Origin of the sequence: Achromobacter arsenitoxydans SY8, assembly GCF_000236785.1 — a bacterium.
GTDB lineage: Bacteria > Pseudomonadota > Gammaproteobacteria > Burkholderiales > Burkholderiaceae_B > Achromobacter > Achromobacter arsenitoxydans.
In genome coordinates, this window is the sequence record NZ_AGUF01000028.1 from 38,593 (window position 1) to 62,128 (window position 23,536).

The following is a 23,536-nucleotide window of genomic DNA, read 5'->3' on the forward strand; positions in this document are numbered from 1 at the left end:
CATGACCACGGGTATTGTGATCGTCGTGCACGCGCCCCTGGGCGCTGCCATGCGCGAATGCGCCAGCCACGTCATGGGCAACCTCGACGGCATGCTGGCCATCCACGATATTCAGCCCGAGGACCAGCCCGACGATCAGGCTCCGGCTGTCCTGAAGGACATCCTGGAACAAGACCACGGCGGTGGCGTGCTGGTGCTGACGGACCTGATCGGCGCCACGCCGGCCAATATCTCGAAGCGCGCAGTCGCGGACGCCCAGGCCCAGGGCATCCAGTGCTGCGTGCTGGCCGGATTGAACACGCCGATGCTGCTGCGCGCGTTGACGTACCGCAACCTGCCTTTGGCTGAGACGCGCGAAAAAGCCCTGGCCGGAGGGGTGCAGGGCGTCTTGCGTGTAGACTGACGGGCAGGGAATTGCCCTATTATGTCGGCTATCATTTCAGGCCGAAGATCGGTTCGACGATTGGCTGCGATCAACACTGCGGCGTAGGCCGCGGTCATAAAATTTCCTATGCCTAATACAGACATTGTCATCAGCAACAAACTGGGCCTGCATGCCCGGGCCGCCGCCAAGCTGACCCAGCTCGCAAGCAAGTTTTCCAGCGAAATCTTCATTTCACGCGGCGCGCAGCGCGTGAACGCCAAAAGCATCATGGGCGTCATGATGCTCGCCGCTGGGCTGGGTGTGACGGTCAAACTCGAGGCCTCGGGCAGCGATGCCGAACAGGCGCTTTCCGAAATCGAAACCCTCTTCGACAGCAAATTCGGTGAGCAGGAATAGAACATCTTCTGTAGCGGCCAGCCCGAGCCCAGCTCGGACGGGTTCGCCCGCGTCCATGGCGGACGCCCGCAACGGGGCTGGCTCTGCCAGCCCCGTTGTCTGTCTATATGGAAAAGGCGTCGCCAAGGGCTACGCGATCGGGCGCGCGGTCGTCATGGGCGCCGCGGCCCTCGAGGTGGCGCACTACCGCATTTTGCCGGAAGACGTACCCGCCGAAAGCAGCCGCCTGACCTCGGCGCTGGCGTCCGCGCAACAGGAACTGCTGCAATTGGCCGACACCTTGCCGGCCGATGCGCCGCGCGAGCTTGGCGCCATGCTGAACGTGCACAGCCTGCTGCTGGGCGATCCCCTGCTGGCGGAGCAGACGCTCGCCCTGATCGCGGAACGCCACTACAACGCCGAATGGGCGCTGACGACTCAGGGCCAGATCCTGGGCCAGCAGTTCGACGCCATGGAAGACGAGTACCTGCGCGAACGCGGCGCCGATGTGCGCCAGGTCATCGAGCGGGTGCTGCACGTCCTGGCCGGCACGTCGGCGATCCTGCCCGACATGTCCCACATGGATGGCGATGAAGCGCTGGTGGTGGTGGCGCACGATATTTCTCCGGCGGACATGCTGCGTCTGCGCGGCGGGCGCTTTGCCGCCTTCGTCACCGACCTGGGCGGCCCCACTTCGCATACCGCGATCGTGGCGCGCAGCATGGGTGTGCCGGCGGTGGTCGCCATGGGCAACGTGCGAGAGCTCGTCCGTGACGGCGACATGCTCATCATCGACGGCGGCGCAGGCGCGGTGGTGGTCAATCCGTCCGAACGCATCCTGCAGGAATACCGGCGCCGCCAGGCCGCATACGCGGACGAGCGCGCGGAACTGAGCCTGTTGCGCGACGAGCCGTCCGTTACGCTGGACGGCATCGACGTCGTTCTGCACGCCAACATCGAACTTCCCGACGAGGCGGCGCTTGCGCTGGCGGCGGGCGCCCATGGCATCGGGCTGTTCCGCAGCGAATTCCTGTTCATGGGACGGCCGGACCTGCCGGGCGAAGAAGAGCAGTACGAAGCCTATGCGTCTGTCGTCAAGGTGATGGCCGGCAGGCCCGTCACGATCCGGACGCTCGACATCGGCTCGGACAAGACGCTGGATGGCGAGGCCACCGTGGCGACCAACCCCGCCCTGGGGCAGCGCGCCATCCGTTACTGCCTTGCCCGGCCGGAAATGTTCGCGACCCAACTGCGTGCGATCTTGCGGGCGTCGGCGCACGGGCCGGTCCGGCTGCTGATCCCCATGATCGCCCACATGCATGAGGTCGTGGCGACCAAGGCGGCCATCGAGTGCGCGCGGCGCGAACTGGATGCTCGCGGGCAAGCCTATGCGCCGCACATGGAAATTGGCGCGATGGTCGAGGTTCCTGCCATCGCCATCGCCATCGAGCCCTTCGCTCAGGCGCTGGATTTCCTGTCCATCGGCACCAATGACCTGATCCAATACACCCTGGCGATCGACCGCGGCGACCACGATGTGGCGACGCTCTACGACCCCCTGCATCCCGCCGTGCTGCGGCTGGTGGCCAACACCATCAATGCCGGCGAACGGGCCGGCAAGCCGGTCGCCGTCTGCGGTGAAATGGCGGGCGATTCGCGCATGACCCGGCTGCTGCTGGGCCTGGGCCTGACCGAATTCTCGATGCACCCGCAGCAATTGCTGGACGTGAAGCGAGAAATCCGCCGTGCGCATTCCAACGCGTTGCGCATCAAGGTGGCGACGGCCCTGAACCGGGCCTTGCCCGTGGACCTGGACGCGCTGGGTCCGACCTGAAACGCGCTTCGGCGCCGCCAGGCCATGGAATGGAAAAAGCCCGGAATCGCAAGTTCCGGGCTTTTTCCATACTCCACACCCAATCGCTGCCCCCCCCGATCCGGGCCGCCAGGGAGCCGGCTTTGCCGGGCCCTGTGCGGCGCCCCGTTGAGGGGGAGGCGCGAACGCGCCTCGGGGGTGGGTCAACTATGGTAGGCCGATTCGCCGTGGCTCGTGACGTCCAGGCCTTCGCGTTCCTGGTCTTCCGGCACGCGCATGCCGCACAGGGCGTTGGCGATCTTGTAGGCAATCCAGGCCACCACGCCGGACCAGACAATGGTCAGCAGCACGCCTTCGAGCTGCACCCAAAGCTGGTGGGCGATCATGCCGGGCTCGGCCAGGCCGGGGCCGCCGAGGACTTGGGCGTTGAACACGCCGGTCAGCAGGGCGCCGACAATGCCGCCCACGCCGTGGATGCCAAACACGTCCAGCGCGTCATCGGCGCGCAGCATGCGCTTCAGGCCATTCACGCCCCAGACGCAGACCACGCCGGCAACCACGCCGATGATCAGTGCGCCCACGGGGCCAACCAGGCCGGCGGCGGGGGTGATACCGACCAGGCCGGCAACTGCGCCCGAAGCGGCGCCCAGCATCGAGGGCTTGCCCTTGATGGCCCATTCCGTGAAGAGCCAGGCCAGCACGGCGCCAGCGGTGGCGATCATGGTGTTGAAGAAGGCCAGAGTGGCGTTCTCGTTGGCGGCCAGCGCCGAGCCGGCGTTGAAGCCGAACCAGCCCACCCACAGCAGGGCGGCGCCCACGAACGTCATCGGCAGGTTGTGCGGCTGCATCGCTTCGCGGCCATAGCCGACGCGCTTGCCGACCACATAAGCGCCCACCAGACCGGCAACGCCGGCGTTGATGTGCACCACGGTGCCGCCGGCGAAGTCCAGCGCGCCTTGGGCGTTGAGCAGACCCGGCGCCGTTTCGGACGCGAACCAGACCATGTGGGCGATGGGCACGTAGGCGAACGTGAACCAGATCACCGTGAATACCAGAACGCCCGAGAAGCGTGCGCGTTCGGCGAAGCTGCCGACCACCAGGGCGCAGGTGATGCCGGCGAACGTGGCCTGGAACGAGGCGAACATCAGCTCGGTCAGGGTGTTCGACATGGCGTAGGCGCCGTCGGCCGGATTGAACATGCCGGAGAAGAAGGCGCGCGACAGGCCGCCGAAGAAGGCGTTGCCCTCGGTGAACGCGAGGGAATAGCCATAGATGAACCAGAGAACCAGGCCCAGCACGAACGTGCACAGCACTTGCAGCAACACGGACAACACGTTCTTGCTGCGTACCAGGCCGCCATAGAACATCGCCAGACCGGGTACGGCCATCATCAATACAAGCAGGGTAGAGACGAGCAACCAGGAGATATCTGCTTTATCCATTTTCAGGGCTCCATTGAGTCTTTATTTGTTTACAGCGCAGCTTCGCCGGCTTCGCCCGTTCTGATACGGATCACTTGTTCCAGGGGGGCGGCGAAGATCTTGCCGTCGCCGATCTTGCCGGTACGGGCGGCTTGTTCGATCGCTTCGATGACCTGGTCGACCAGGTGGTCGGGCACCGCGGCTTCGACCCGCAGCTTGGGCAGGAAGTCGACGGCGTATTCGGCGCCGCGGTAGAGCTCGGTGTGGCCTTTTTGGCGGCCAAATCCCTTTACTTCAGTCACAGTCAGGCCCTGGACCCCGATTCCGGATAGAGCCACCCGCACCTCGTCGAGCTTGAAGGGCTTGATGATGGCGATGATGAGTTTCATGGCATTTCCTCTCATGGTTGCACGCACCGTGGTTAAAGCAATATCCGTGCCATGTCGGGGAGACCCTGCAGCGCCGCAGAACGGCGCAAGAATTGTGCGTTCAGGCACTATGTTGGTGCGGCATGCACCGCAGAGCGGCCTCAAATTGGTGCGCTCCCAGGGCGCGGCGAGGCGTGCAACGAAATATGTTCCGCATCAAGCATTTGTAGCGAATTGATGCAGTGGTGGTCGCGGCCAGCCTTGCCGCGCGACACCCGCCGGCGCCCGTGTCCGGTACGCAGCTGGCCGCTCAGCGTTGCTGGCTGCGGCTTCGGGGGCGGCAGGCGGACTGCGACACGGTCCGTATCTGTCCAAAAAGTCCTCAAATTGGGGAGCGACCGTGATACGAGGGTTTACACGGATGAGCTTGTTGGTCTGGGTGGGCTCGAGAAGAATCGGATTCATGAACAGGGCATCGGTCAATTGGGCGATGCCAAGGCGCTGCCGGTATCGGGCAGCGGCAGGGCTAAAGGTGTTGGTAGGGGGTTGCCGTCTGGCAGCCCGGTTTTCTCCTGTGCTTTGAAGGGCGGTCACCGCATGCGGCCCGCCCTTTTTTTTGGCACATGCCTGCGTCGAGGCTCTGAAACATATGCGTCGACGCACTACACTTGGGGCATCAAGAACATCGAGAGGCTGTATATGAACAATCGCACCCAATGGATGGAAGATCTCCAGAAGAACATCTCCGACCTGATCGCCCGCAGTCCTGCCGCGGATGTCGAGCGCAACGTGCGCGCCATGATGACGCAGGCGTTTTCCAAGCTGGATCTGGTCACGCGCGAAGAATTCGATGTGCAGGCCGACCTGCTTGCCCGCACCCGGGCGCGTGTTGATCAACTGGCCGCCCAGGTGCAGCAGATGGAGTCGCGCCTGTCCGCGCTGGACAAGTAAGCACGGGAAGCCGCGCCGCGCATCGTCGGATGCGCTTGCGCGCGATGCTTTTGTCACGGCCGCGCCTGCGGCCGTTTGTTTTTTGCGGATACTGGCGGCTCCCGAACCGATCCGGAGGCCGCAGTGACGCTTGCCGTTCTTGCCAGCAGGGCCCTTTGCGGCATGCACGCCCACGAGGTCCGCGTCGAGACGCACCTGGGGCCGGGGCTGCCGGGCTTCAATGTGGTGGGTCTGGCCGATACCGAGGTCCGGGAAAGCCGCGAAAGGGTCAGGGCGGCGATCATCAATAGCGGGTTCGAGTTCCCGGCCGGCCGCATCACCGTCAATCTTTCCCCCGCCGACATGCCCAAGGAGTCGGGGCGGTTCGATCTGCCCATTGCCCTGGGGCTGCTGTTGGCGTCCGGACAACTGGCGCCGCCCGCTGCCGAAGACGCCAAACCGTCTACGCCTGGAGCCTCCCTGGCGGATATGGTCCTGGCCGGCGAGCTCTCCCTGACTGGCGCGCTGGTGCCGGTTGCCGCGCCGCTGGTCATTGCATTGAGCGTGGCGCGCGATGCGCCCGGCGCCACCCTGATACTGCCCGCAGGCAGCGCCGAGCAGGCGGCCTGGGTTCCAGGGCTGCAGGTGTTGTCGGCGCGCAGCCTTGCCGATGTCGCGGCGCACGCGGCCGGCGCGGGCCAGTTGCCGAACGCCATACCCAGGCCCTGGCCGGAAGCGCCGCCCGCTCCCTGCCTGTCCGACGTGCGGGGGCAGCCCGGCGCGCGGCGGGCGCTGGAGGTCGCCGCGGCCGGCGGGCACAGCCTGCTGATGATGGGGCCGCCCGGCGCGGGCAAGACCATGCTGGCCGCCCGCCTGCCTGGTTTGCTGCCGCCGCTGGCGCGCGGCCAGGCCCTGGAAGCGGCCGCGGTGGCAGCGATGGCCGGCCTGCCCGAGGCCCTGGCCAGCCAGCCGCCTTTCCGGGCGCCGCACCATTCCGCCTCGGTGGCGGCCCTGGTGGGTGGAGGCGGGCGGCCTCGACCGGGCGAAATCAGCCTGGCCCATCATGGGGTGCTGTTTTTGGATGAGCTGCCCGAATTCAGCCGCCGCGCATTGGAAGCGCTGCGCGAGCCCCTGGAAGCGGGCAGGGTGGTCATCGCCCGCGCCCTGTACGCCGCGCAGTTTCCTGCCCGGTTCCAGTTGGTGGCCGCCATGAATCCCTGTCCCTGCGGTTGGCGCGGGCATCCCGCCCGCGCATGCGCCTGCACGCCCGATCAGGTGGCCCGTTACGCCGCCAAGATATCCGGCCCCCTGCTGGACCGCATCGACCTGCATGTGGCCTTGCCGCCCTCTGATCCGGACTGGATGGCGGCCGCGCCGGGCGAAGCCTCAGACGCAGTCCGGGCGCGCGTCATCCAATGCCGCGACCGGCAGCAGGCACGGCAGGGCAAGCCCAATGCGGGGCTGGCGGGGGCAGAACTGGATGAATTCTGCGCCATGGACGACGAAGCCCGCGGGCTCCTGGTGCAGGCCATGCGGCGCCTGAAGGGATCCGCCCGCGCGATGCATCGCGCCTTGCGGGTGGCCCGTACAATCGCCGATCTGGACGGCCAGGACAGGCTGGCGGCCCGCCATGTTGCGCAGGCGGTGCAGTACCGGCGCCCCAGCGTGTGATTGCCGGGGATGGGGACGCAACGTCGCCTCCCGTGCGTCTTGCCCGTCGACTCGACAAACGGCAGGAAATCACCATATAATCAAAGGCTTTCCCGGATCAGGGCTGTCTTTTTGCCCCGGCTGGGAAGAGCTTGCGCCTTGAGTCGATGCCAGTTGGGAATCCTTCGGCAGCTTTCAGGCGCGGGTGCAGTACCCCAGAAGTGGCAACAGGTCTACAAGTTTTGCCGTCGCGTGAAAGGTTGACCCCAGGGTATGAACCCCAAGGTATGAACCCAAAGCGCGCGTCAAGCACCTGGCGTCATATAAATCAACAACGAGTGTTTTAGTTTAGGGAATCATCATGCCCAAGATGAAAACCAAGAAAAGCGCTTCCAAGCGCTTTAAGGTTCGCGGCAGCGGCTCCATCAAGCGCGGTCAGGCGTTCAAGCGTCACATCCTGACCAAGAAGACCACCAAGGCCAAGCGTCAATTGCGCGGCTCTGCGGCGGTTCATGACTCCAACGTGGCCTCCGTCAAGGCCATGATGCCTTTCGCTTGATATAAGGGAGATCTACTATGCCTCGCGTCAAACGCGGCGTAACTGCCCGCGCACGTCACAAGAAAGTTATTGCCGCCGCCAAGGGTTACCGTGGCCGCCGCGGTAATGTGTTCCGTATTGCCAAGCAAGCAGTCATGCGCGCTGGCCAATACGCCTACCGCGACCGTCGCAACAAGAAGCGCACGTTCCGCGCTCTGTGGATCACGCGTATCAACGCGGCCGTCCGCGAGCATGGCGTCAGCTACAGCGTGTTCATCGCTGGCCTGAAGAAGGCTTCGATCGAACTCGACCGCAAGGTCCTGGCCGATCTGGCCGTGCGCGACAAGGCCGGCTTTGCCGCCATCGTGCAGCAAGCCAAGGCTGCCTTGGCTGCCTGATCGCGCGCTTTAACTCATCGCGCATCGCTGCAAACGGGGCTGTAATAGCCCCGTTTGCGTTTTGAAGGCTGGATTTCATGACTCGATTGGTTGATGACCTGGTATCCCAGGCGCAAGAACGGTTCGCAGCGGCTTCAGACGCCGCCGCGCTTGAGAACGCAAAGGCTCGCTTCCTTGGCAAGGAAGGCGCACTGACGGTGCTGCTGAAAGGCCTGGGCAAGCTCGATCCCGAGCAAAAGCGCGAAGCGGGTGCGCGGATCAATCAGGCCAAGCAAAAGATCGAAGAGCTCCTGAACACGCGCCGCGCAGCGCTGGCGCAGGCGGAGCTGGATGCCCGTCTGGCATCCGAAACCATTGACGTCACCCTCCCGGGCCGCGGTCGCGCGCCGGGCGGCATCCATCCGGTAATCCGGACCTGGGAACGCGTGGAAGAAATCTTCCGCTCCATAGGCTTCGATGTGGCCGACGGCCCCGAAGTGGAAAACGACTGGACTAATTTCACCGCTTTGAACAACCCGCTGGACCATCCGGCGCGTTCCATGCAGGACACGTTCTACGTCGACATGAACGACGCGGACGGCCTGCCGCTGCTGCTGCGCACGCACACCAGCCCCATGCAGGTGCGCTACGCCCGCATGAACAAGCCGCCCATCAAGGTTATCGCGCCCGGGCGCACCTATCGCGTCGACAGCGACGCCACGCACTCGCCCATGTTCCACCAGGTGGAAGGGCTCTGGATCGCCGAGGACATCTCGTTTGCCGACCTGAAGGGCGTGTACACCGATTTCCTGCGCTGCTTCTTTGAAAGCGACGATCTGGTCGTGCGTTTCCGTCCGTCGTTCTTCCCGTTCACGGAACCGTCCGCCGAGATCGACATGATGTTCACCTCGGGTCCGAACCGCGGCCGCTGGCTGGAAATTTCCGGCTCCGGCCAGGTGCATCCCCAGGTGGTGCGCAACTTCGGGCTGGATCCCGAGCGCTACATCGGCTTTGCCTTCGGCTCCGGCCTCGAGCGCCTGACGATGCTGCGCTACGGCGTCAACGACCTGCGCCAGTTCTACGAAGGCGATTTGCGCTTCCTGCGCCAGTTCAACGAATAACAGACGGCTGATCATGCAATTTCCCGAATCCTGGCTGCGTACGCTGGTCAATCCTCCGATCGCAACCGATGAACTCGCGCACCGGCTCACCATGGCCGGCCTGGAAGTCGAAGACACCGCGCCCGCCGCGCCCGCATTCTCCGGTGTGGTGGTGGCGCATATCGTCGAGATCGCTCCGCACCCCGACGCCGACAAGCTGCGCGTCTGCCAAGTGGACGACGGCTCCGGCGAGCGCCTGCAGATCGTCTGCGGCGCGCCCAACGCCGCCGCTGGCCTGAAGGTGCCGCTGGCCCGCGTGGGCGCGGAACTGCCCGGCGGCATGAAGATCGGCGTGGCCAAGATGCGCGGCGTGCAGTCGTCCGGCATGCTGTGCTCGGCCCGCGAACTCGGTCTGTCGCAAGACCACGCCGGCCTCCTGGAGCTGCCGGCCGACATGGTTCCCGGCCAGTCCATCCGCGAAGCCCTGGATCTGGACGACACCCTCTTTACCCTCAAGCTCACCCCGAACCGCTCCGACTGCCTGTCCATCCTGGGCGTGGCGCGCGAAGTGGCGGCCCTGACGGGCGCGCCGCTGTCGGTGCCCACCGCGGTCGCCGTGCCGGTCACCCTGGACGAGCGCCTGCCGGTGAAGATCGAAGCGCCGGACCTGTGCGGCCGTTTTGGCGGCCGCGTGATTCGCGGCGTTAACGCCCGCGCGGCGACGCCCGACTGGATGAAGACGCGCCTGGAGCGCGCCGGCCAGCGTTCGCTGTCCGCACTGGTGGACATCTCCAACTACGTCATGCTCGAACTGGGCCGTCCGTCGCACGTGTTCGACCTGGACAAGATCGGCGGCGACATCAGCGTGCGCTGGGCGCGCGAAGGCGAGTCGCTCGAACTGCTTAATGGCCAGACCGTAACGCTGGACCCGAAGGTCGGCGTGGTGGTCGCGGGCGACCAGGTCGAAAGCCTGGCCGGCATCATGGGCGGCGAAGCCACCTCGGTGACGCTGGACACGCAGAACATCTATCTGGAAGCCGCGTTCTGGTGGCCGCAGGCCATCGCCGGCCGCGCGCGCCGCTACAAGTTCAGCTCCGAAGCCAGTCACCGCTTCGAGCGCGGCGTGGACTACGCCAGCATTCCCGAGCACCTTGAATTCATTACGCGCCTGATCGTCGATATCTGCGGCGGCCAGGTCGGTCCCGTCGACGACCAGATCGTCAATCTGCCCCAGCGCCCGCCCGTGCGCATGCGCCTTGCGCGCTGCCACCGTGTGCTGGGCGTGCCGGTCACGCAGGAACAGGTCGCGAAGATCTTCGGCAGCCTTGGCCTGGAGTTCACGGTCGAAGGCGACGACTTCATCGTCAGCCCGCCGTCGTACCGCTTCGATCTGGAGATCGAGGAAGACCTGATCGAGGAAGTTGCGCGTATCTACGGTTTCGAGAGCATCCCCGACGTGCCGCCGATGGCGCGCGCCAAGATGTTCTCGCAGCCTGAAGTGCGCCGCGGCGCGCATGCGCTGCGCCGCCTGACCGCCGCGCAGGACTACCAGGAAGTCGTCAACTACAGCTTCGTCGAAGCTGACTGGGAACGCGATTACGCCGGCAACGACAATCCGGTGCGCCTGGTCAATCCCATCGCCAGCCATCTGTCGGTCATGCGCTCCAGCCTGATTGGCGGCCTGGTGGCCAACATCCGCCACAACGCCAACCGCAAGCAATCGCGCGTGCGCCTGTTCGAACTGGGCCGCGTCTTCGTGCGCGACGCCTCGGCCCAGGATGGTCCGCTTGAAGTTGCCGGCGTTCGCCAGCCCATGAAGCTGGCCGGCGCGGCCTGGGGCCCGGCGGTGGAAGAGCAGTGGGGCGTGCCCACGCGCCACGTCGACTTCTTCGATGTGAAGATGGACGTCGAGGCGTTGTTCGGCGCCCGCGGTCGTCGCCTGCGTTTCGAGGCCGCTGCGCATCCCGCGCTGCATCCGGGCCGTGGCGCCCGCGTGCTGCTGGATGGGCAGCAGGTCGGCTGGATCGGCGAATTGCACCCGCGCTGGGCGCAGCAGGCCGACCTGGCGCATGCGCCCGTGGTCTTCGAACTCGACGTCGTCGCGCTGTCGGAAGGTGAGCTGCCGCAAGTGCGCGAACTCTCGCGCCAGCCGGTGGTGGTGCGCGACCTGGCGCTGTGGGTCGACGAGGATGTGTCCGCACAAGCCATGCTTGATACCGTGTCTGCTGCCGTCAAGTCCGATGCGCAACTGGCTGTGGTGCAGGATGCGCGCGTGTTCGACGTGTGGCGCGAGAAGGCCGCAGGCAGCGAACCCGTCGCCGAGAAAAGCCTTGCTTTCCGTTTCTGGCTACAGGACACTGAGGTCACATTGGACGAAGCCCGCGTGGCGGATTGCCTGGCACGCATCAAGGATGCATTGGTCAGTGCGCACGGCGCGCGCCAGCGTGCCTGAACCATGGGGACTAGTATGCTTGCCGAGCAACGCACCCTGACCAAGGCCGAGCTGGCCGAACTGCTCTTCGAGCGGGTCGGCCTGAACAAACGCGAAGCCAAGGACATCGTTGATACGTTCTTCGAGGAAATCCGCGACGCCCTGGCGCGCGGAGATTCTGTCAAGCTCTCGGGCTTTGGCAATTTCCAGGTGCGCGACAAGCCGCCGCGCCCTGGCCGTAACCCCAAAACGGGCGAGACCATTCCCATCGCTGCACGGCGCGTAGTCACCTTCCACGCGAGTCAAAAACTCAAGAGCGTGGTGGAGCAGGCAGTGCCTGCGGCGCCCGACGCCGCGGAGTGATACGCTTTGTCGGTAATTGTTATCGGCACCCGCCGCACCGCGCGCATAAAATCCGCTTATGACACGTACTGAATCCACCGTTACCTTACCGCCCATTCCCGCCAAGCGTTACTTCACCATCGGTGAAGTCAGCGAATTGTGTGGCGTCAAGCCTCATGTATTGCGGTACTGGGAACAGGAATTCACGCAGCTCAAGCCCGTGAAGCGCCGCGGCAACCGCCGCTACTACCAGCATCACGAAGTGCTGCTGATCCGTCGCATCCGTTCCCTGTTGTACGAGCAAGGCTTCACGATCAGCGGCGCACGCAATCGCCTCGGCGATGCGCGCGACGTGCCGCACGATCAGGACGCCGCCGTGCGCCTGTCTGGCACAGAGATGCAATCGCTGCGCAACGAATTGACCAACGTGTCGGCGATGCTCGGCGAAGCCCTTGGCAACGCGGCAAGCACGTCGGCCGCAAGCGCGGGCCAGGCCGGTCCCGCGTTCTGAGCATGGCGCGCGGCCTGCGCGTCATTTGAAGTCCAAAGTATTTAAAGCAGTACCTGCGAAGCGCGAAGATCTTTACGATCGCGCGCAACGCAAGCCGTAGCGCATTGCGCCACGCGCACGCCGCTCCATCATGCGATGCTGATGCAAGCGGGGTACCTAGGGCGCAAATTTTTTTGAGTATTCAGCACTTTTTTTGCACCAATGCGTGCAAACATTTTTTTGTTCTGCTATACTCTTTTTCTTTCGGGGCGTAGCGCAGCCTGGTAGCGCACTTGCATGGGGTGCAAGGGGTCGCGAGTTCGAATCCCGCCGTCCCGACCAGCAGTTCCAAGGCCGTTAGTGATGAAAATCACTAACGGCCTTTCTCATTTCCGGGCCGTTTTCTGTTCGCTTCAATGAACTCGGGCATGAGGACCTTCCGATGTTTACGGCGGTGGAATTCCTGAGCTAACACCGCGTCCCGGCCCATGCCATCGGGGTTTGATTGCGGCCCAAACAAAAGCGCCCCGAGATCCGGGGCGCTGTGGATTGATCAATGGCGGTGTCGCGAGCCCGCACGCGCCAAGTAGCGGATTTGACCAGGGGGAGGGGGCTGGCCGGATTCTGCTACCTCCATCCATCCAGCTTCCCAGGCCTCAACTTTGTCGCGCCATTCCGCTATCGACTCGCCGGTGTGGCCAGGCATGGCGGCGGCGCGATAGTAGGGGCAGTCCCACAAGGTCAATCCGTCGCGGGCGGCTTGTGCGCCCAGCTTTTGGATGTCGTCGCGTTGCATTGCAATATCCTCCAAAAGGGGTGATCGGGAAGCAAAGTATTCCGCACGAAAAAGCAATTTTCAATAGTGACCGGGCACTATCTTGCAGGGTGCCGTCATCATGTGCGCAAGGCGTGGCGAAGGGGGGCGGCAGATCCGCAACGGCCGGGATAAGCCGGCCGCGCGAGCCGGTTTAGCGGTATCTGTTATGCGCGGATTTTCATGGCTCTGTGCCTTTCGCCATAAGCGCCCCTGTCGGCAGAATGTCTGCCTTGCCGCCGTATCCGCGCGGCTCTTGAGGATGCTTCCATGCGATACCGCTATGTCACGGCCGATGTGTTCACCAGCCAGGCCTATCTGGGCAACCCGCTTGCAGTTGTGCTTGACGCCGACGGGCTGGGCGCGGTCGAGATGCAGCGAATTGCCCGCGAATTCAATTACTCGGAAACCAGTTTCGTGATGCGTCCGCAGGATTCGGCGCACACGGCGCGCGTGCGCATATTCACGCCGGATCGCGAGGTGCCCTTTGCCGGGCATCCGAACGTTGGTACGGCAGTGGTGTTGGCGCGCGAGCAGATTGCCGCAGGGCTGCCGCGTCCGGATGCATATGTGTTCGAGGAAGAGGCGGGCCTGGTGCGCATTGCGTTGTCTTACGGAGCGCAGGGCCTGGAGGGCGCGGAACTGCTCGCGCCGCAGCCTTTGTCGCGCGGCAGCGAGGCGCCGGCGGCCGCCGTGGCGCGAGCCCTGCGCTTGGAGCCGGCGGACATTGAGGTGTCGACGCATGTGCCCCAGGTGGTTTCCGTGGGCTTGCCGTTCCTGGTCGTTCAGGTCGCCAATCGCGCTGCCTTGCGCCGGGCCGCGCCGGACGCAGCAGGCTATGAGGCCTTGATGCCGCCGCTGGGCGCGAAGTCGATTTATCTCTACACCACCGACACAAGGGGCGACGCAATGGACGCGCCCACCGATGTCCAGGCCCGCATGCTGACCGGGCGCATGACCGAGGATCCGGCCACGGGCAGCGCGACGGCGGCCATGACTGCGTTGCGCGCGTCCCTGCTGGATGAAGGGCGGCTGCAACTGCGCGTGGGGCAGGGTGTGGACATGGGGCGCGCAAGCCTGCTGCTGGCTCATGCCGAGCGTCGGCGCGACGGTGTGTGGGCGGGCGTGGCGGGCCAGGCCGTGGTGGTGATGGAAGGCACCTTGCCTGCGCCGACACAGTCCTGATGCGCCGGCATTGCTGGCCGCGCCAGGCGTCGTGTATGCTCGTTCCCCATGAACGCATCGCATCCCGTCCCGGCATGCCGGGCCGATAACCGACGAGTCACTCGACGTCTACGTTGAGTGGCCACCCGCGTCCGGGCGCTGAATCTTCAGCGCCCATCCCAGAAGGCCACGATACCCTCGTGGCCTTTCTTGTCTGCAATGTCCATTTCGCTTCCGAGGCGTATCGCAAGGCCTTCGTTTCTTTGATCAAGGAATGAAGCATGACCCATCAAGACCTGGCCATCCGGGCTTTCCATCCGTCCGACGAGGCGGCCATCATCGCGTTGTGGCACGAATGCGGCCTGACCCGGCCCTGGAATGATCCGCGCAAGGACATCGCGCGCAAGCTGAGCGTGCAATCCGACCTGTTCCTGGTTGGCGAGGTCGACGGCGTCGTCGTCGCGACGCTGATGGGCGGCTACGACGGCCATCGCGGCTGGATCAATTACCTTGCCGTATCGCCATCGCACCAGCGGCGCAGCCATGCCACCGCGCTCATGCGGGCGGTGGAGCGCAAGCTGCTGGAGATGGGGTGTCCCAAGATCAATCTGCGGATCCGCTCCAGCAATATCGCGGTGCAGCGCTTTTACGAAGGCCTGGGCTTTCAGCAGGATGAGGTGATCAGCCTGGGAAAACGCCTGATCCCGGATGTCTGAAGGCCGGTGGGGGCCGCGCGCCGGTCTCCCGGCGTGCGGCCCCGGGAGACCAGGCTGGCCGCGGCTTCAGATGGCCTGCGTGAGGTAGACGGCTTCGCGTCCGACGATGGGCATGCGGGTGGGCATGAAGATGGTGCAGTGGTCCACCGGAGAGCGGATTTCCTCGGCGCCGTTTATGGCGATCAGTTCGCCCTTGTCGAAGGTCTCGAAGCCGATGACGGGGCGCGTGAAGCGGAAGTCTTCGGACTTGACCATGTGGACCTCCAGCAGGCGATAGCGCTGCGGCGCAGGCGGCGGCGCGGCGTCGGCCGGCTGGTCGATCAGGCCCAGGTGGGTCAGGAAGCGCAGCGTCACGTCGGTGGCCAGTTCGGCCGCGGACCGCGCGAAATGCTGGCCGCATTCCACGACTAGCGCGCCGCCGCTATCCGACGCGGGATCGCCGTGGCGGCCATAGCCCATGACGCCGGTTCCCGGGAACTTGTCCTGCGGCATGACCAGGTGCACTTGCGGCGCGCCGACGGCCGACGCCAGCGCGGTGTTGCGGTCCATCTCGTTGTAGACCCAGAAAGGCTGCACGGGCGCGCGGGTGGAATGGATGTCCAGGACGAAGTCGGCGGCGTCCAGCACCGGACGCATTTCGCGCGCGCGGCGCAGTTCCGGGCTGTCTTCGGGGCCGTCCAGCATGGCGGCCGACCAGATGCGGTTCAGGTTGTGGACGAGCTGGCGGTTGTCGTAGGGCCTGTCGATGTCGAAGGCCTCGTAGGCCTCGACGTGGGCGAAACTGACGGTCAGCGTGCCGATCCTGGGGCGCACGCCGGTGTCCAGCAGGTGGGTGGCGGCCACCATCCCACAGATCTCGTTGCCGTGCGTGATGGCATTGATCAGCACGTGCGGACCGGGCTTGCCCGAGTCGAAGCGGTGCACGTACGGAATGCCGGTGTTGCCCTGGCGATAGGCGGAAAGGTCGCGAGGCAGGATTTCGAGCGGAGCGGTATCGGGTTCGAAGGCGGGATTCGTCATTGGAGTCGAAGGGCTGGTTGGGACGGTTGCCGGTGTGACCGCGCATGCGGGCGCGCAGCGCCGGACGCCCGGACATTATGGCGGCGAATGGCCGGTCAGTCTGGAATACGTGCTGCGGCGCATGATCCGCCGTGTCCTTTCCGTGGGTGGAAACCGGCAGTGCAGGGCAATTTCGCGGGGCGCCGGGAAATTGTGCGCAAGCCTGAAAAAAGGGATTGCCGCGGCTGTTTTCGGGTTCGGCAAGATGCGTTTGCACCAGCTTGTCTAGTACTGCCTAACCCCTTGAAAACATTGCTTTCCAAGCCTGTTTGTTTTTGGCATATTGCGGCCGGATGGGCGGATTTCTGGAGTGCAGCATGGGCGCGTGGCCACAGCGTCAAATAGATGGTTTTCAAGTGCGGTGCGAGGTTGTCAGTCTGGATATCGGCGTCCTGGCCATCGAAGTGACGGTATGCCGGACCGGCAATGGCGGGCTCCAGCAGCGCTGGTCGCTGCCCCGGTTCGTGACCTTCGAGGACCCGGCCATGGCACGGCGCCACGCGGAACTGGTCTTGTCGGGCATCGTGTCGGTGGATGCCTCCACCGGCGAACCGCGCTACGGGATTCTCTAGCTGGCGCTAGTTTTTGTTTCGTTTATCACATTCGTGTGCCTCGCCAGGAAGGGGCTTGGCCGGTACAGTATCAGCGCACGACAACAAAAAAGGAGAGTTCCATGTTTGACACTTTTCCTGTCTTGCGCCGCACCGGCATCGCCGCCGCGATCGGCGTTGCCGGCCTGCTGTTCGCAGGTTGCACTACTACCACCCCCTCCAAGTCTTCAGCCGCGTCGACGGCCGAGCAGCGACAGTCGATGAACAGCGCCGCCAACGCGACGCTCTCGAAGCTGTATGAAGCCTCTCCCCAGTCCAAGGAGCTGGTGGCCCGCGCCAAGGGCGTGCTGATCTTCCCCGACGTGCTGAGCGGCAGTTTCATTGTCGGCGCCGAGCACGGCAATGGCGTGCTGCGGGTTGGCGGCGCGAATGCGGGCTACTACAGCACGACGGCGGGCTCGATCGGCTTCCAGGCCGGCGCGCAGTCCAAGGCGATGGTCCTGCTGTTCATGACGGACGACGCCCTGACCAAATTCCGCAACAGCAGCGGCTGGACCGTGGGCGCGGACGCCACGGTGGCCGTCGTCAACATCGGCGCGAACGGGCGCATAGACACCAATACGGCGCAGCAGCCGATCGTGGGTTTTGTGATGAACAATGGCGGCCTGATGGCGGGCGTGTCGTTGGCGGGCACCAAGATCTCGAAGTTAGAACCCTGACCCTGCCGGTCCCAGGCAAAACGCCGCGGAGTATTTCCGCGGCGTTTCTGTTTTGAGCGGGGCAGGGATGGCATGCCCCGCGCATTGCGACTACCGGCTAGCCGATGACGTTGTCGCTGTTTTTGCGGACCGCGGTTTCGCGGGTAATCTCGGCTTCTTCGATTTTCGGATCCAGGCCGCGCCAGCGCACGATGCCGCCGCGCTCTTGCTCGGGCTCCCAGCCCAGCAGTCCATAGCGCGTGATTTCGGTTTCGCCTGTGTCGAACTCCACTTCAAAGTAGCCCTGACGATCGGGTAGCGTATTGCCGGGGAACCATTCGGTTTCGGGCATGGTTGACTCCTTGCTAAGCGATGGGAGGGATGCCGGCGCCCGCGCGGGGCAGGCGCCAAGCGCTTTTATTGTGGGCTTGCGCCGGCGATCCCGCAAGGGGAGGAATGGGCCGGCGGGCGCGCTACGATAGGGGAACGGCGGTGGTGTAGAGCACCTGCTTGAGCGCAAAGCTGGAACGTATGCTGGCGACGCCCGGGATGCGCGTGATGTGCTCGACGATCAGTCGTTCCAGCGCATCGACGTCGGGCACCAGCGCGCGGATCAGATAGTCGGCGTCGCCCGACATCAGGTAGCACTCCATGATCTCGGGAAGCACGGCGATCTCGCGTTCAAACACGTCCAGGGCGGCCTTGCGCTGCTTGTCCAGCGAGATCTGGATGAACACGTTTACCTTCAGGCCCAGCTTGCGGGCGTTCAGCAACGTCACGCGGCGATCAATGAGACCTTCGGTTTCCAGGCGCCGCACGCGGGCAAGGCATGGCGATGCGGAGAGATTCACGCGGGCGGCCAATTCCACATTCGTGAGCCTGGCGTCGCGTTGCAGTTCGTTCAGGATTCGGATGTCAGTGGCATCCAGGTTGATTTCCGGCATAAGTCACCTGAGGATAACGAGTTGGCAGTTCATCTGTGCTGAGTATGCCGCGTATTCCGAAAGATTGAGGTGAAATATGCTGGGGTTTACCCTATAGACTATTCCGTCGTTCGGTCATCGGGCCGAAGTGCAGAATAATCACGCAGCAGGCATGGCAGTAATGACTCAGCAAAGCAGTTTTCGCACGTTTTTGCCGCTCGTCGGAGCGGTGCTCATCTGGGGCGGAAATTGGCCGGTCATGAAGCTGGGCCTGGCCCACATGAGCCCGCTGTGGCTGGCCGCCAGCCGCTTTGGATCGGCCGCGCTGATCAGCGTGCTGGTGCTGGGGCTGCTGGGCCGTCTGCGGTTTCCTACGCGCCAGGAATGGCCGCTGGTGGCGGGCGTGGCGCTGCTGCAGATGGGCGCGTTCACCGCGCTGGCGCTCTGGGCGCTTCAGTACGTGGCCCCGGGCCGCGCTTCCGTCATTGCGTACGCCACGTCTATCTGGGTGATACCGCTGTCGTCGCTGGTCCTGAAAGAGCGCCTGTCGGCAGGGCAATGGATCGCGACGGCGCTCAGCTATGCGGGCATCGGCGTCATCGTGGCGCCCGCGTTCAGTCCATGGCAGGCGCATACCGTGATCGGGCTGGCGATGTTGCTGGGCGCCTCGTTCGCGTGGGCGTGCAACATCATCCAGCTGCGCGGCAACCGCCATGTACGGTTGGGTGCGGACATGATTCCCTGGCAGACCGCCATTGCCACCATTCCGTTGGCCGCGCTGGCGTGGATGCGCGACGGCGCCCCGGTGTTCCTTGGCGTGCCGGACGCCTGGCCATTGATCCTCTACACAGGGCCTGTGGCAACCGCGTTGACCTTCATCGTGGTGCTGGGAATGACGCAGAAATTGCCGCCTGCGGCTACGTCCATCGCGATGCTTTGCGTGCCGGTGATCGGGCTGATCGTGTCCTCGGTGGTGTTCCACGAGCGCATCTCGGCGGACCTGGCGCTTGGCCTTGGACTGATCGGCGCAAGCGTGGCGGCTTCTGCCCTGGCGACCCGCCTGAAGCGTCCGCTGGCACTGCGTCCTTCGTAGAACGCTCTAGAATGGCGTGCGCCGGGAAGGGCCCGGCATGTCACGCAGGCGTTCAGCAGAGATGGATTCCTTATACATAGTGGTTGTGGTGGGCGCCATGGCCGCAGGTTTCGTGCAGGGCTTGTCGGGGTTTGGCTTCGGCATGGTGGCCATGTCGTTCTGGGCCTGGACCGTGGACCCCAGAATGGCGGCCGCAATGGCTGTGTTCGGCGCCCTGACCGGGCAGCTGCTGGCGGCATTCACCGTGCGCCGGGGATTCGCCGCGGCCCATTTGCTGCCCTTCATCGTGGGCGGCCTGCTGGGCATCCCGCTGGGCGTGAAGCTGCTGCCGCATCTTGATCCCCTGATGTTCAAGGCCTTCATCGGCGGTCTGCTCGCGATCTGGTGCCCCATCATGCTGTTCGCGGCGCGCATTCCGCGCATCACGGCGGGGGGCAGGGTGGCCGATGGCGTGGCTGGCGCGATCGGCGGAGTCATGGGCGGGCTTGGCGGTTTTACGGGCGTGATACCCACGTTGTGGTGCACCCTGCGCGGCTTCGACCGCGACGTGCAGCGCGCCGTGATCCAGAATTTCAATTTGTCGATGCTGATGGTGACGATGGCCAGCTATGTGCTGACCGGCGTGGTCACGACGGACATGCTGCCGCTGTTCGCGTTGATCGTGCCGGCCATGCTGGTGCCGACGCTGTGGGGCACGCGAGTCTACGTGGGCATCAGCGACGCGGTTTTTCGCCGCGTGGTGCTGGGACTGCTGACCTTATCGGGAATCGCCTTGCTGGCTTCTTCGCTGCCCCGGCTGTTGGCCTAGGGAAGGTCTGAACAAGTCGGCGCGCCGCGTCCCGGCGCGCCCCGAGGCGGCATGCTATCGTTGACGCCTTCAAGAGAGATTCACGCATGGCATTGCATCGTTTCCAAAAAGGCGAACTGGGTCATTGGCTGCGCATTGTGGCGGACAATGGCGAACCCGGCGCTGTCCAGACAGAAGTGCCCGCGCACGTAGCGACGGCGCTGGAAACCTTGCGCTGCATCGAAGCCGGCGCCAACGGCCGCTGGCAAATTACCGACAAGGGCAAACTTGCCCTGCGCATGGAAGAGCCTGGCGCCATCCATTTGCGCTGACGCGCTGTCCGGCCCCCAAATTACCGCATAGTTGCGAATGTTTTCGCAGTATTTCGCGCGCGCCGCCTCCGCCGTATGGCGTAGGGCTTTTCCTGAGACGGAATGTGCGATTTGACATCTTTCGGACGTATCCGACCGGCCATGACGCCAGTAAGATGAACTTGCGTGACGTTTACGGGTCTATTCATTTGCGCGAGAAATTCCGTCTTGCGCAACGTCACGCGTGGTTCGCGCGTTTAGGTAACCGACTGGGAGGTAGCACATGCAGCATCGTGACCAGGAAGTACTGATCGACGTTTCCACAGCGGCCATGGATACCGGCGGATATGGCGTATTGCTGACGGTAACGGCCGAGGGCGGCACCGAAGTGGATGCCGCGTTTTCCCACTTGGGCAACTGCGCTTCGTTGGACGAAGCACGTGATCGCGCGGAAGTGTTCGCGCAAAACTGGGTTGAGGAAAATATCTTCCGATAGGGCGCTTGCCCTGGACGGAGCTGATCGGCAGGACCGGTCTGTGTGTGCATGAGCCAATGGCGGATGCTCGAAAGATTGAGACGGCGATTTCGGTTATCGTTGCTGCTCCTAAACAAGGGGCCCTTGCCGGGCATGCGTCGTTCAAAGATGACTGCCGCACAGACCAACTCTTCTCTTGCGGATAATGTCCGCGCAACACGCGAGCATTTTGAATCCGTCGTGCTGCCCTTATGGGTGGGGCCCGGCTTCAACGATTCGCTCGGTCTGCCTTTTGAATCCCTGGATTCGGCTACGGGCGCGGCGCTGCCCTCGGCGCGTTATCGCGCTATGGCCTGTGCGCGCCAGTTATATGTGTTTTCGCAGGCGTCCGGCCCGGTAGCTGGGCGGCATGCCGATCGGCTATTCGATTCGCTGCAGCGGATTTTCCGCGACGACCGCGGCGGCTGGCGCTATAGCGTTGACGGCCAGGGCCGCCCGCTGGATGAAACACAGGATCTGTATACCCACGCATTTATCGTGCTGGCTTGTGCGGCCTATTTTCAGCGCAGCCGGAATGCGTCCGCCCGCAAACTGATGCTGGCGACGGCGCGTACGATCGAGGCGCGATTCAAAACCACGGATTCGCTTTATCACGCTGCGCTCAGCGCGGATCTGTCGCAGCCGCTGAAGCCGCCGGCGCAGAATCCCATGATGCATCTGACCGAAGCCTATCTGGCGGCGGCCCAGGTTGCCGAACCCGCGTTATTTGCGCAGCATCTGCGCGGACTCGCGCAGGGAATCAGCCAGTTCTTCGTGCATGCGCCGACACAATGTGTTTCAGAAGCGCCGCAGGGCAGCTCCGGGAATCGCCTTGAGCCCGGCCACCAGTTTGAATGGCTGTCGCTCGTGCAAGAGTCGGCACAGGTATTCGAAGGACTGGACCTTGCCGAATCGCTGCCGCGCGCGGTGCAGTGGTCGCGCGCGCACGGCGTGGATGCCGGGGGCGTTATCGCGTCGCTGGACGAATCGGGCCGAGTCGTCGACGATACGCGCCGTATCTGGGCGCAGACTGAATACCTGCGTGTGCTGGCCGTTATGGGCGATAAGCCCGCGCTGGACGCCGAGTTGACCCGTTTCCGCGCCCGTTTCCTGCATGCGGGCGGTTGGTACGAATGCCTGGATGCGCAGGGGGCGGTGACCCGTAGCGACATGCCCTCGACCTCGCCCTATCACCTGGCAACCTGCCTTGCAGCGTTACAAAACGTTGTTTCGTGATCTCGTTAACAATTTTTGTCGGTTTATGAGCACTATTTGATAGAAAAACATTGGTGAAATCCCTTACAATTTGCTAACACTGTTTGTGGGGAAGCATCAATGAGCGTTATGTGCCTGGCTTGCCAACGCATTAATCCAGGACTTGCTGGCGTGGCGCCGCATGTGCATCTGGGGCATCAAGGATTTACCAACCCAACGCAGAAGGGCCGGGAAGAAAGCCGCGAAGATCATTTCCGTTGCTTGAATTGCGGCGCGAAATGGCTGCGTGAAACCGATAAATGGGGCGTTGACCTGGGTTTCAAGCTCGCGCCCTGAAAACTATCCGTCGCGTTCCCAAAAAAATGGGCCTCCATTGGGGGCCCATTTCTATTGGGGCTGAATCGGATAATCCAGATTTTGTCCGCAATCAAGTGGCGGCAATCGCCGCCACGACGTCGGGGTCGCGGCTTGCCGTGTCCAGCAGCCATTCGCGAAAACGCGCCAGCGCATAATGATCGCGGCGCTGCGCCGGCGCACAGAGGTGATAGCCGCGGGCAATGCGGATGGGCAGTTCGGGAAAGGGCGCGGCGACTCTGCCAGCCTGCAGTTCGTCCCGCACGAGGCAGCGCTGCAGGACGGCGATGCCCATGTCGGCCATGACCGCGCGGATCAGGATCGACACCTGGTCAAAGCCGTTGGACAACGCGACCGTGTCGCGCGGCACCCCCGCGGCGGTGAACCATTGCGCCCAGTTGTCCATGCCGTTGGTGTGATACAGCAGGGGTTCGCCCAGCAAGCCGTGAGGCGTGGTCCACAGCCCCTGCGCCTGGCGCGCCGCCAGGCGGCCAGGGTGGCAGATCACGACCATTTCGCGTCCGATCACGTAGTCCGCCTGCCATCCCGGCCATTGGTCGGGCGTGCCGGAAAGAATGCTGGCGTCCGGTGTGGCGCCCGAGAAGTCCTCGTTGCGGCGGTAGGCGGCAAAGCCCAGCTGGATGTCGGGATGGCGCTGGTGGAAGTCAGGCAGGCGCGGCACCAGCCAGGCGCTGGCCAGCGTGGGCACCGAGGACAGGGTCAGGCGCAGCCGCCGGTCGTCGGCGCGAAGTCCGGCGCTGAGGGATTCGATGGCCTGCAGCGGCGCCTGCGCGCCGTCGTACAGCCTGCGGCCGGTTTCGGTCAGGGTGAGCCCATGGGCGTTGCGATGCATCAGCGGCTGGCCGAAATGGGCTTCCAGCCGGGAGATGGCGCGGCTGATGGCGCCCTGGGTGACGCACAGCACCTGGGCCGCCTGGGTAAAGCTGCCCAGCCGAGCCGCGGTCACGAAGGCGTGCAGCTCGGACATGGAAGGCGAGTGCAGCCGCATTCAGCATGACCTTTGGTAATGAAGGAGTGCAATATAGTCGTTTGAAAGGGGACCGTAAAGTTTGGACACTGGCGGCCTTGTCGATAGACCTTCCACTCTTGGAGTCCC

At 64.2% G+C, this 23,536-nt stretch carries 28 protein-coding genes and 1 tRNA gene; 22 read left to right on the forward strand and 7 right to left on the reverse strand.

From position 1 onward, the window contains the following. Position 1: 1 nt before the first annotated feature. The 3 genes from KYC_RS05940 to ptsP all read left to right on the forward strand — a co-directional run bounded on the left by KYC_RS05940 (position 2) and on the right by ptsP (position 2,594). Entirely contained in the window at positions 2-403 is a 402-nt protein-coding gene (locus tag KYC_RS05940) for a PTS sugar transporter subunit IIA (RefSeq protein ID WP_008159907.1), read from the forward strand. Positions 404-511: 108 nt separating this feature from the next. Next, positions 512-781, forward strand: a complete 270-nt coding sequence (locus KYC_RS05945) for an HPr family phosphocarrier protein (protein ID WP_006387993.1) — start codon at positions 512-514, stop codon at positions 779-781. Positions 782-836: 55 nt separating this feature from the next. Then, the gene (gene ptsP / locus KYC_RS05950) at positions 837-2,594 is read left to right on the forward strand and encodes a phosphoenolpyruvate--protein phosphotransferase (RefSeq protein ID WP_050814838.1); all 1,758 of its coding nucleotides are present in this window, start codon (positions 837-839) and stop codon (positions 2,592-2,594) included. A 182-nt stretch (positions 2,595-2,776) separates the two neighbouring features. Here the strand turns inward: ptsP and amt are convergent, their stop codons facing one another. Then, entirely contained in the window at positions 2,777-4,015 is a 1,239-nt protein-coding gene (gene amt, locus KYC_RS05955) for an ammonium transporter (protein ID WP_008159909.1), read from the reverse strand. A gap of 29 nt (positions 4,016-4,044) precedes the next feature. Further along, on the reverse strand, positions 4,045-4,383 hold the full coding sequence (locus KYC_RS05960; protein WP_006218735.1) for a P-II family nitrogen regulator: 339 nt from the start codon (positions 4,381-4,383) through the stop codon (positions 4,045-4,047). 678 nt (positions 4,384-5,061) lie between these two features. Here KYC_RS05960 and KYC_RS05965 point away from each other — a divergent pair. The 9 genes from KYC_RS05965 (at position 5,062) to KYC_RS06005 (ending at position 12,562) form a co-directional block, all read left to right on the forward strand. Next, positions 5,062-5,313 (forward strand): accessory factor UbiK family protein, encoded by a 252-nt coding sequence (locus KYC_RS05965; protein WP_008159910.1) that lies wholly within the window; start codon positions 5,062-5,064, stop codon positions 5,311-5,313. A gap of 123 nt (positions 5,314-5,436) precedes the next feature. After that, complete coding sequence (locus tag KYC_RS05970) at positions 5,437-6,963, forward strand: YifB family Mg chelatase-like AAA ATPase (RefSeq protein WP_043517681.1); 1,527 nt, start codon at positions 5,437-5,439, stop codon at positions 6,961-6,963. A gap of 340 nt (positions 6,964-7,303) precedes the next feature. Continuing rightward, positions 7,304-7,501: a 50S ribosomal protein L35 gene (gene rpmI / locus KYC_RS05975; RefSeq protein WP_008159912.1), complete on the forward strand. Its 198-nt coding sequence runs from the start codon at positions 7,304-7,306 to the stop codon at positions 7,499-7,501. Between the two features lie 17 nt (positions 7,502-7,518). Further along, entirely contained in the window at positions 7,519-7,878 is a 360-nt protein-coding gene (rplT, locus tag KYC_RS05980) for a 50S ribosomal protein L20 (RefSeq protein WP_006218741.1), read from the forward strand. Between the two features lie 77 nt (positions 7,879-7,955). Beyond that, complete coding sequence (pheS, locus tag KYC_RS05985; protein WP_043517683.1) at positions 7,956-8,978, forward strand: phenylalanine--tRNA ligase subunit alpha; 1,023 nt, start codon at positions 7,956-7,958, stop codon at positions 8,976-8,978. Positions 8,979-8,991: 13 nt separating this feature from the next. Beyond that, positions 8,992-11,409 carry a phenylalanine--tRNA ligase subunit beta gene (pheT, locus tag KYC_RS05990; RefSeq protein WP_008159915.1) on the forward strand — a complete coding sequence of 806 codons (2,418 nt, stop codon included), beginning with the start codon at positions 8,992-8,994 and terminating at the stop codon, positions 11,407-11,409. 3 nt (positions 11,410-11,412) lie between these two features. Beyond that, positions 11,413-11,751, forward strand: a complete 339-nt coding sequence (locus tag KYC_RS05995; protein ID WP_081477996.1) for an integration host factor subunit alpha — start codon at positions 11,413-11,415, stop codon at positions 11,749-11,751. Between the two features lie 58 nt (positions 11,752-11,809). Further along, a complete protein-coding gene (locus tag KYC_RS06000; RefSeq protein WP_043517685.1) occupies positions 11,810-12,241 on the forward strand; it encodes a MerR family transcriptional regulator in 432 nt (143 codons plus the stop codon). Between the two features lie 244 nt (positions 12,242-12,485). After that, positions 12,486-12,562, forward strand: a tRNA-Pro gene (locus tag KYC_RS06005). Between the two features lie 211 nt (positions 12,563-12,773). On the opposite strand, the gene KYC_RS28605 is transcribed toward KYC_RS06005, so the two are convergent. Then, a complete protein-coding gene (locus KYC_RS28605; protein ID WP_008159918.1) occupies positions 12,774-13,016 on the reverse strand; it encodes a CrpP-related protein in 243 nt (80 codons plus the stop codon). A 288-nt stretch (positions 13,017-13,304) separates the two neighbouring features. On the opposite strand from KYC_RS28605, the gene KYC_RS06010 reads away from it, so the two are divergent. After that, a complete protein-coding gene (locus tag KYC_RS06010) occupies positions 13,305-14,219 on the forward strand; it encodes a PhzF family phenazine biosynthesis protein (RefSeq protein ID WP_008159919.1) in 915 nt (304 codons plus the stop codon). Positions 14,220-14,479: 260 nt separating this feature from the next. Then, positions 14,480-14,914, forward strand: a complete 435-nt coding sequence (locus KYC_RS06015) for a GNAT family acetyltransferase (RefSeq protein ID WP_008159920.1) — start codon at positions 14,480-14,482, stop codon at positions 14,912-14,914. A 66-nt stretch (positions 14,915-14,980) separates the two neighbouring features. Here the strand turns inward: KYC_RS06015 and KYC_RS06020 are convergent, their stop codons facing one another. Next, positions 14,981-15,934, reverse strand: a complete 954-nt coding sequence (locus KYC_RS06020) for a M14 family metallopeptidase (protein WP_008159921.1) — start codon at positions 15,932-15,934, stop codon at positions 14,981-14,983. Positions 15,935-16,329: 395 nt separating this feature from the next. Here KYC_RS06020 and KYC_RS06025 point away from each other — a divergent pair, with 395 nt between their 5' ends. Next, positions 16,330-16,545, forward strand: a complete 216-nt coding sequence (locus KYC_RS06025) for a hypothetical protein (RefSeq protein WP_238531891.1) — start codon at positions 16,330-16,332, stop codon at positions 16,543-16,545. A 101-nt stretch (positions 16,546-16,646) separates the two neighbouring features. Then, on the forward strand, positions 16,647-17,243 hold the full coding sequence (locus tag KYC_RS06030) for a BPSL1445 family SYLF domain-containing lipoprotein (RefSeq protein WP_008159925.1): 597 nt from the start codon (positions 16,647-16,649) through the stop codon (positions 17,241-17,243). Positions 17,244-17,340: 97 nt separating this feature from the next. Here KYC_RS06030 and KYC_RS06035 read toward each other — a convergent pair whose 3' ends face one another. Both KYC_RS06035 and KYC_RS06040 read right to left on the reverse strand, forming a co-directional pair. Further along, complete coding sequence (locus KYC_RS06035) at positions 17,341-17,574, reverse strand: hypothetical protein (RefSeq protein WP_008159928.1); 234 nt, start codon at positions 17,572-17,574, stop codon at positions 17,341-17,343. A gap of 121 nt (positions 17,575-17,695) precedes the next feature. Further along, positions 17,696-18,166, reverse strand: a complete 471-nt coding sequence (locus tag KYC_RS06040; RefSeq protein ID WP_008159929.1) for an Lrp/AsnC family transcriptional regulator — start codon at positions 18,164-18,166, stop codon at positions 17,696-17,698. Between the two features lie 160 nt (positions 18,167-18,326). On the opposite strand from KYC_RS06040, the gene KYC_RS06045 reads away from it, so the two are divergent. The 6 genes from KYC_RS06045 to KYC_RS28610 all read left to right on the forward strand — a co-directional run bounded on the left by KYC_RS06045 (position 18,327) and on the right by KYC_RS28610 (position 22,401). Next, on the forward strand, positions 18,327-19,238 hold the full coding sequence (locus KYC_RS06045; RefSeq protein WP_043517689.1) for a DMT family transporter: 912 nt from the start codon (positions 18,327-18,329) through the stop codon (positions 19,236-19,238). 61 nt (positions 19,239-19,299) lie between these two features. Then, positions 19,300-20,046: a sulfite exporter TauE/SafE family protein gene (locus KYC_RS06050; RefSeq protein WP_008159933.1), complete on the forward strand. Its 747-nt coding sequence runs from the start codon at positions 19,300-19,302 to the stop codon at positions 20,044-20,046. Positions 20,047-20,132: 86 nt separating this feature from the next. Beyond that, positions 20,133-20,357: a hypothetical protein gene (locus tag KYC_RS06055; protein WP_008159936.1), complete on the forward strand. Its 225-nt coding sequence runs from the start codon at positions 20,133-20,135 to the stop codon at positions 20,355-20,357. A gap of 262 nt (positions 20,358-20,619) precedes the next feature. After that, complete coding sequence (locus KYC_RS06060) at positions 20,620-20,832, forward strand: hypothetical protein (protein WP_008159938.1); 213 nt, start codon at positions 20,620-20,622, stop codon at positions 20,830-20,832. Between the two features lie 147 nt (positions 20,833-20,979). After that, positions 20,980-22,086 (forward strand): AGE family epimerase/isomerase, encoded by a 1,107-nt coding sequence (locus KYC_RS06065; RefSeq protein WP_043517690.1) that lies wholly within the window; start codon positions 20,980-20,982, stop codon positions 22,084-22,086. Between the two features lie 99 nt (positions 22,087-22,185). After that, a complete protein-coding gene (locus KYC_RS28610; RefSeq protein WP_081477997.1) occupies positions 22,186-22,401 on the forward strand; it encodes a hypothetical protein in 216 nt (71 codons plus the stop codon). Positions 22,402-22,492: 91 nt separating this feature from the next. On the opposite strand, the gene KYC_RS06070 is transcribed toward KYC_RS28610, so the two are convergent. Continuing rightward, the gene (locus tag KYC_RS06070) at positions 22,493-23,428 is read right to left on the reverse strand and encodes a LysR substrate-binding domain-containing protein (protein ID WP_043517692.1); all 936 of its coding nucleotides are present in this window, start codon (positions 23,426-23,428) and stop codon (positions 22,493-22,495) included. Positions 23,429-23,536 lie beyond the last annotated feature (108 nt).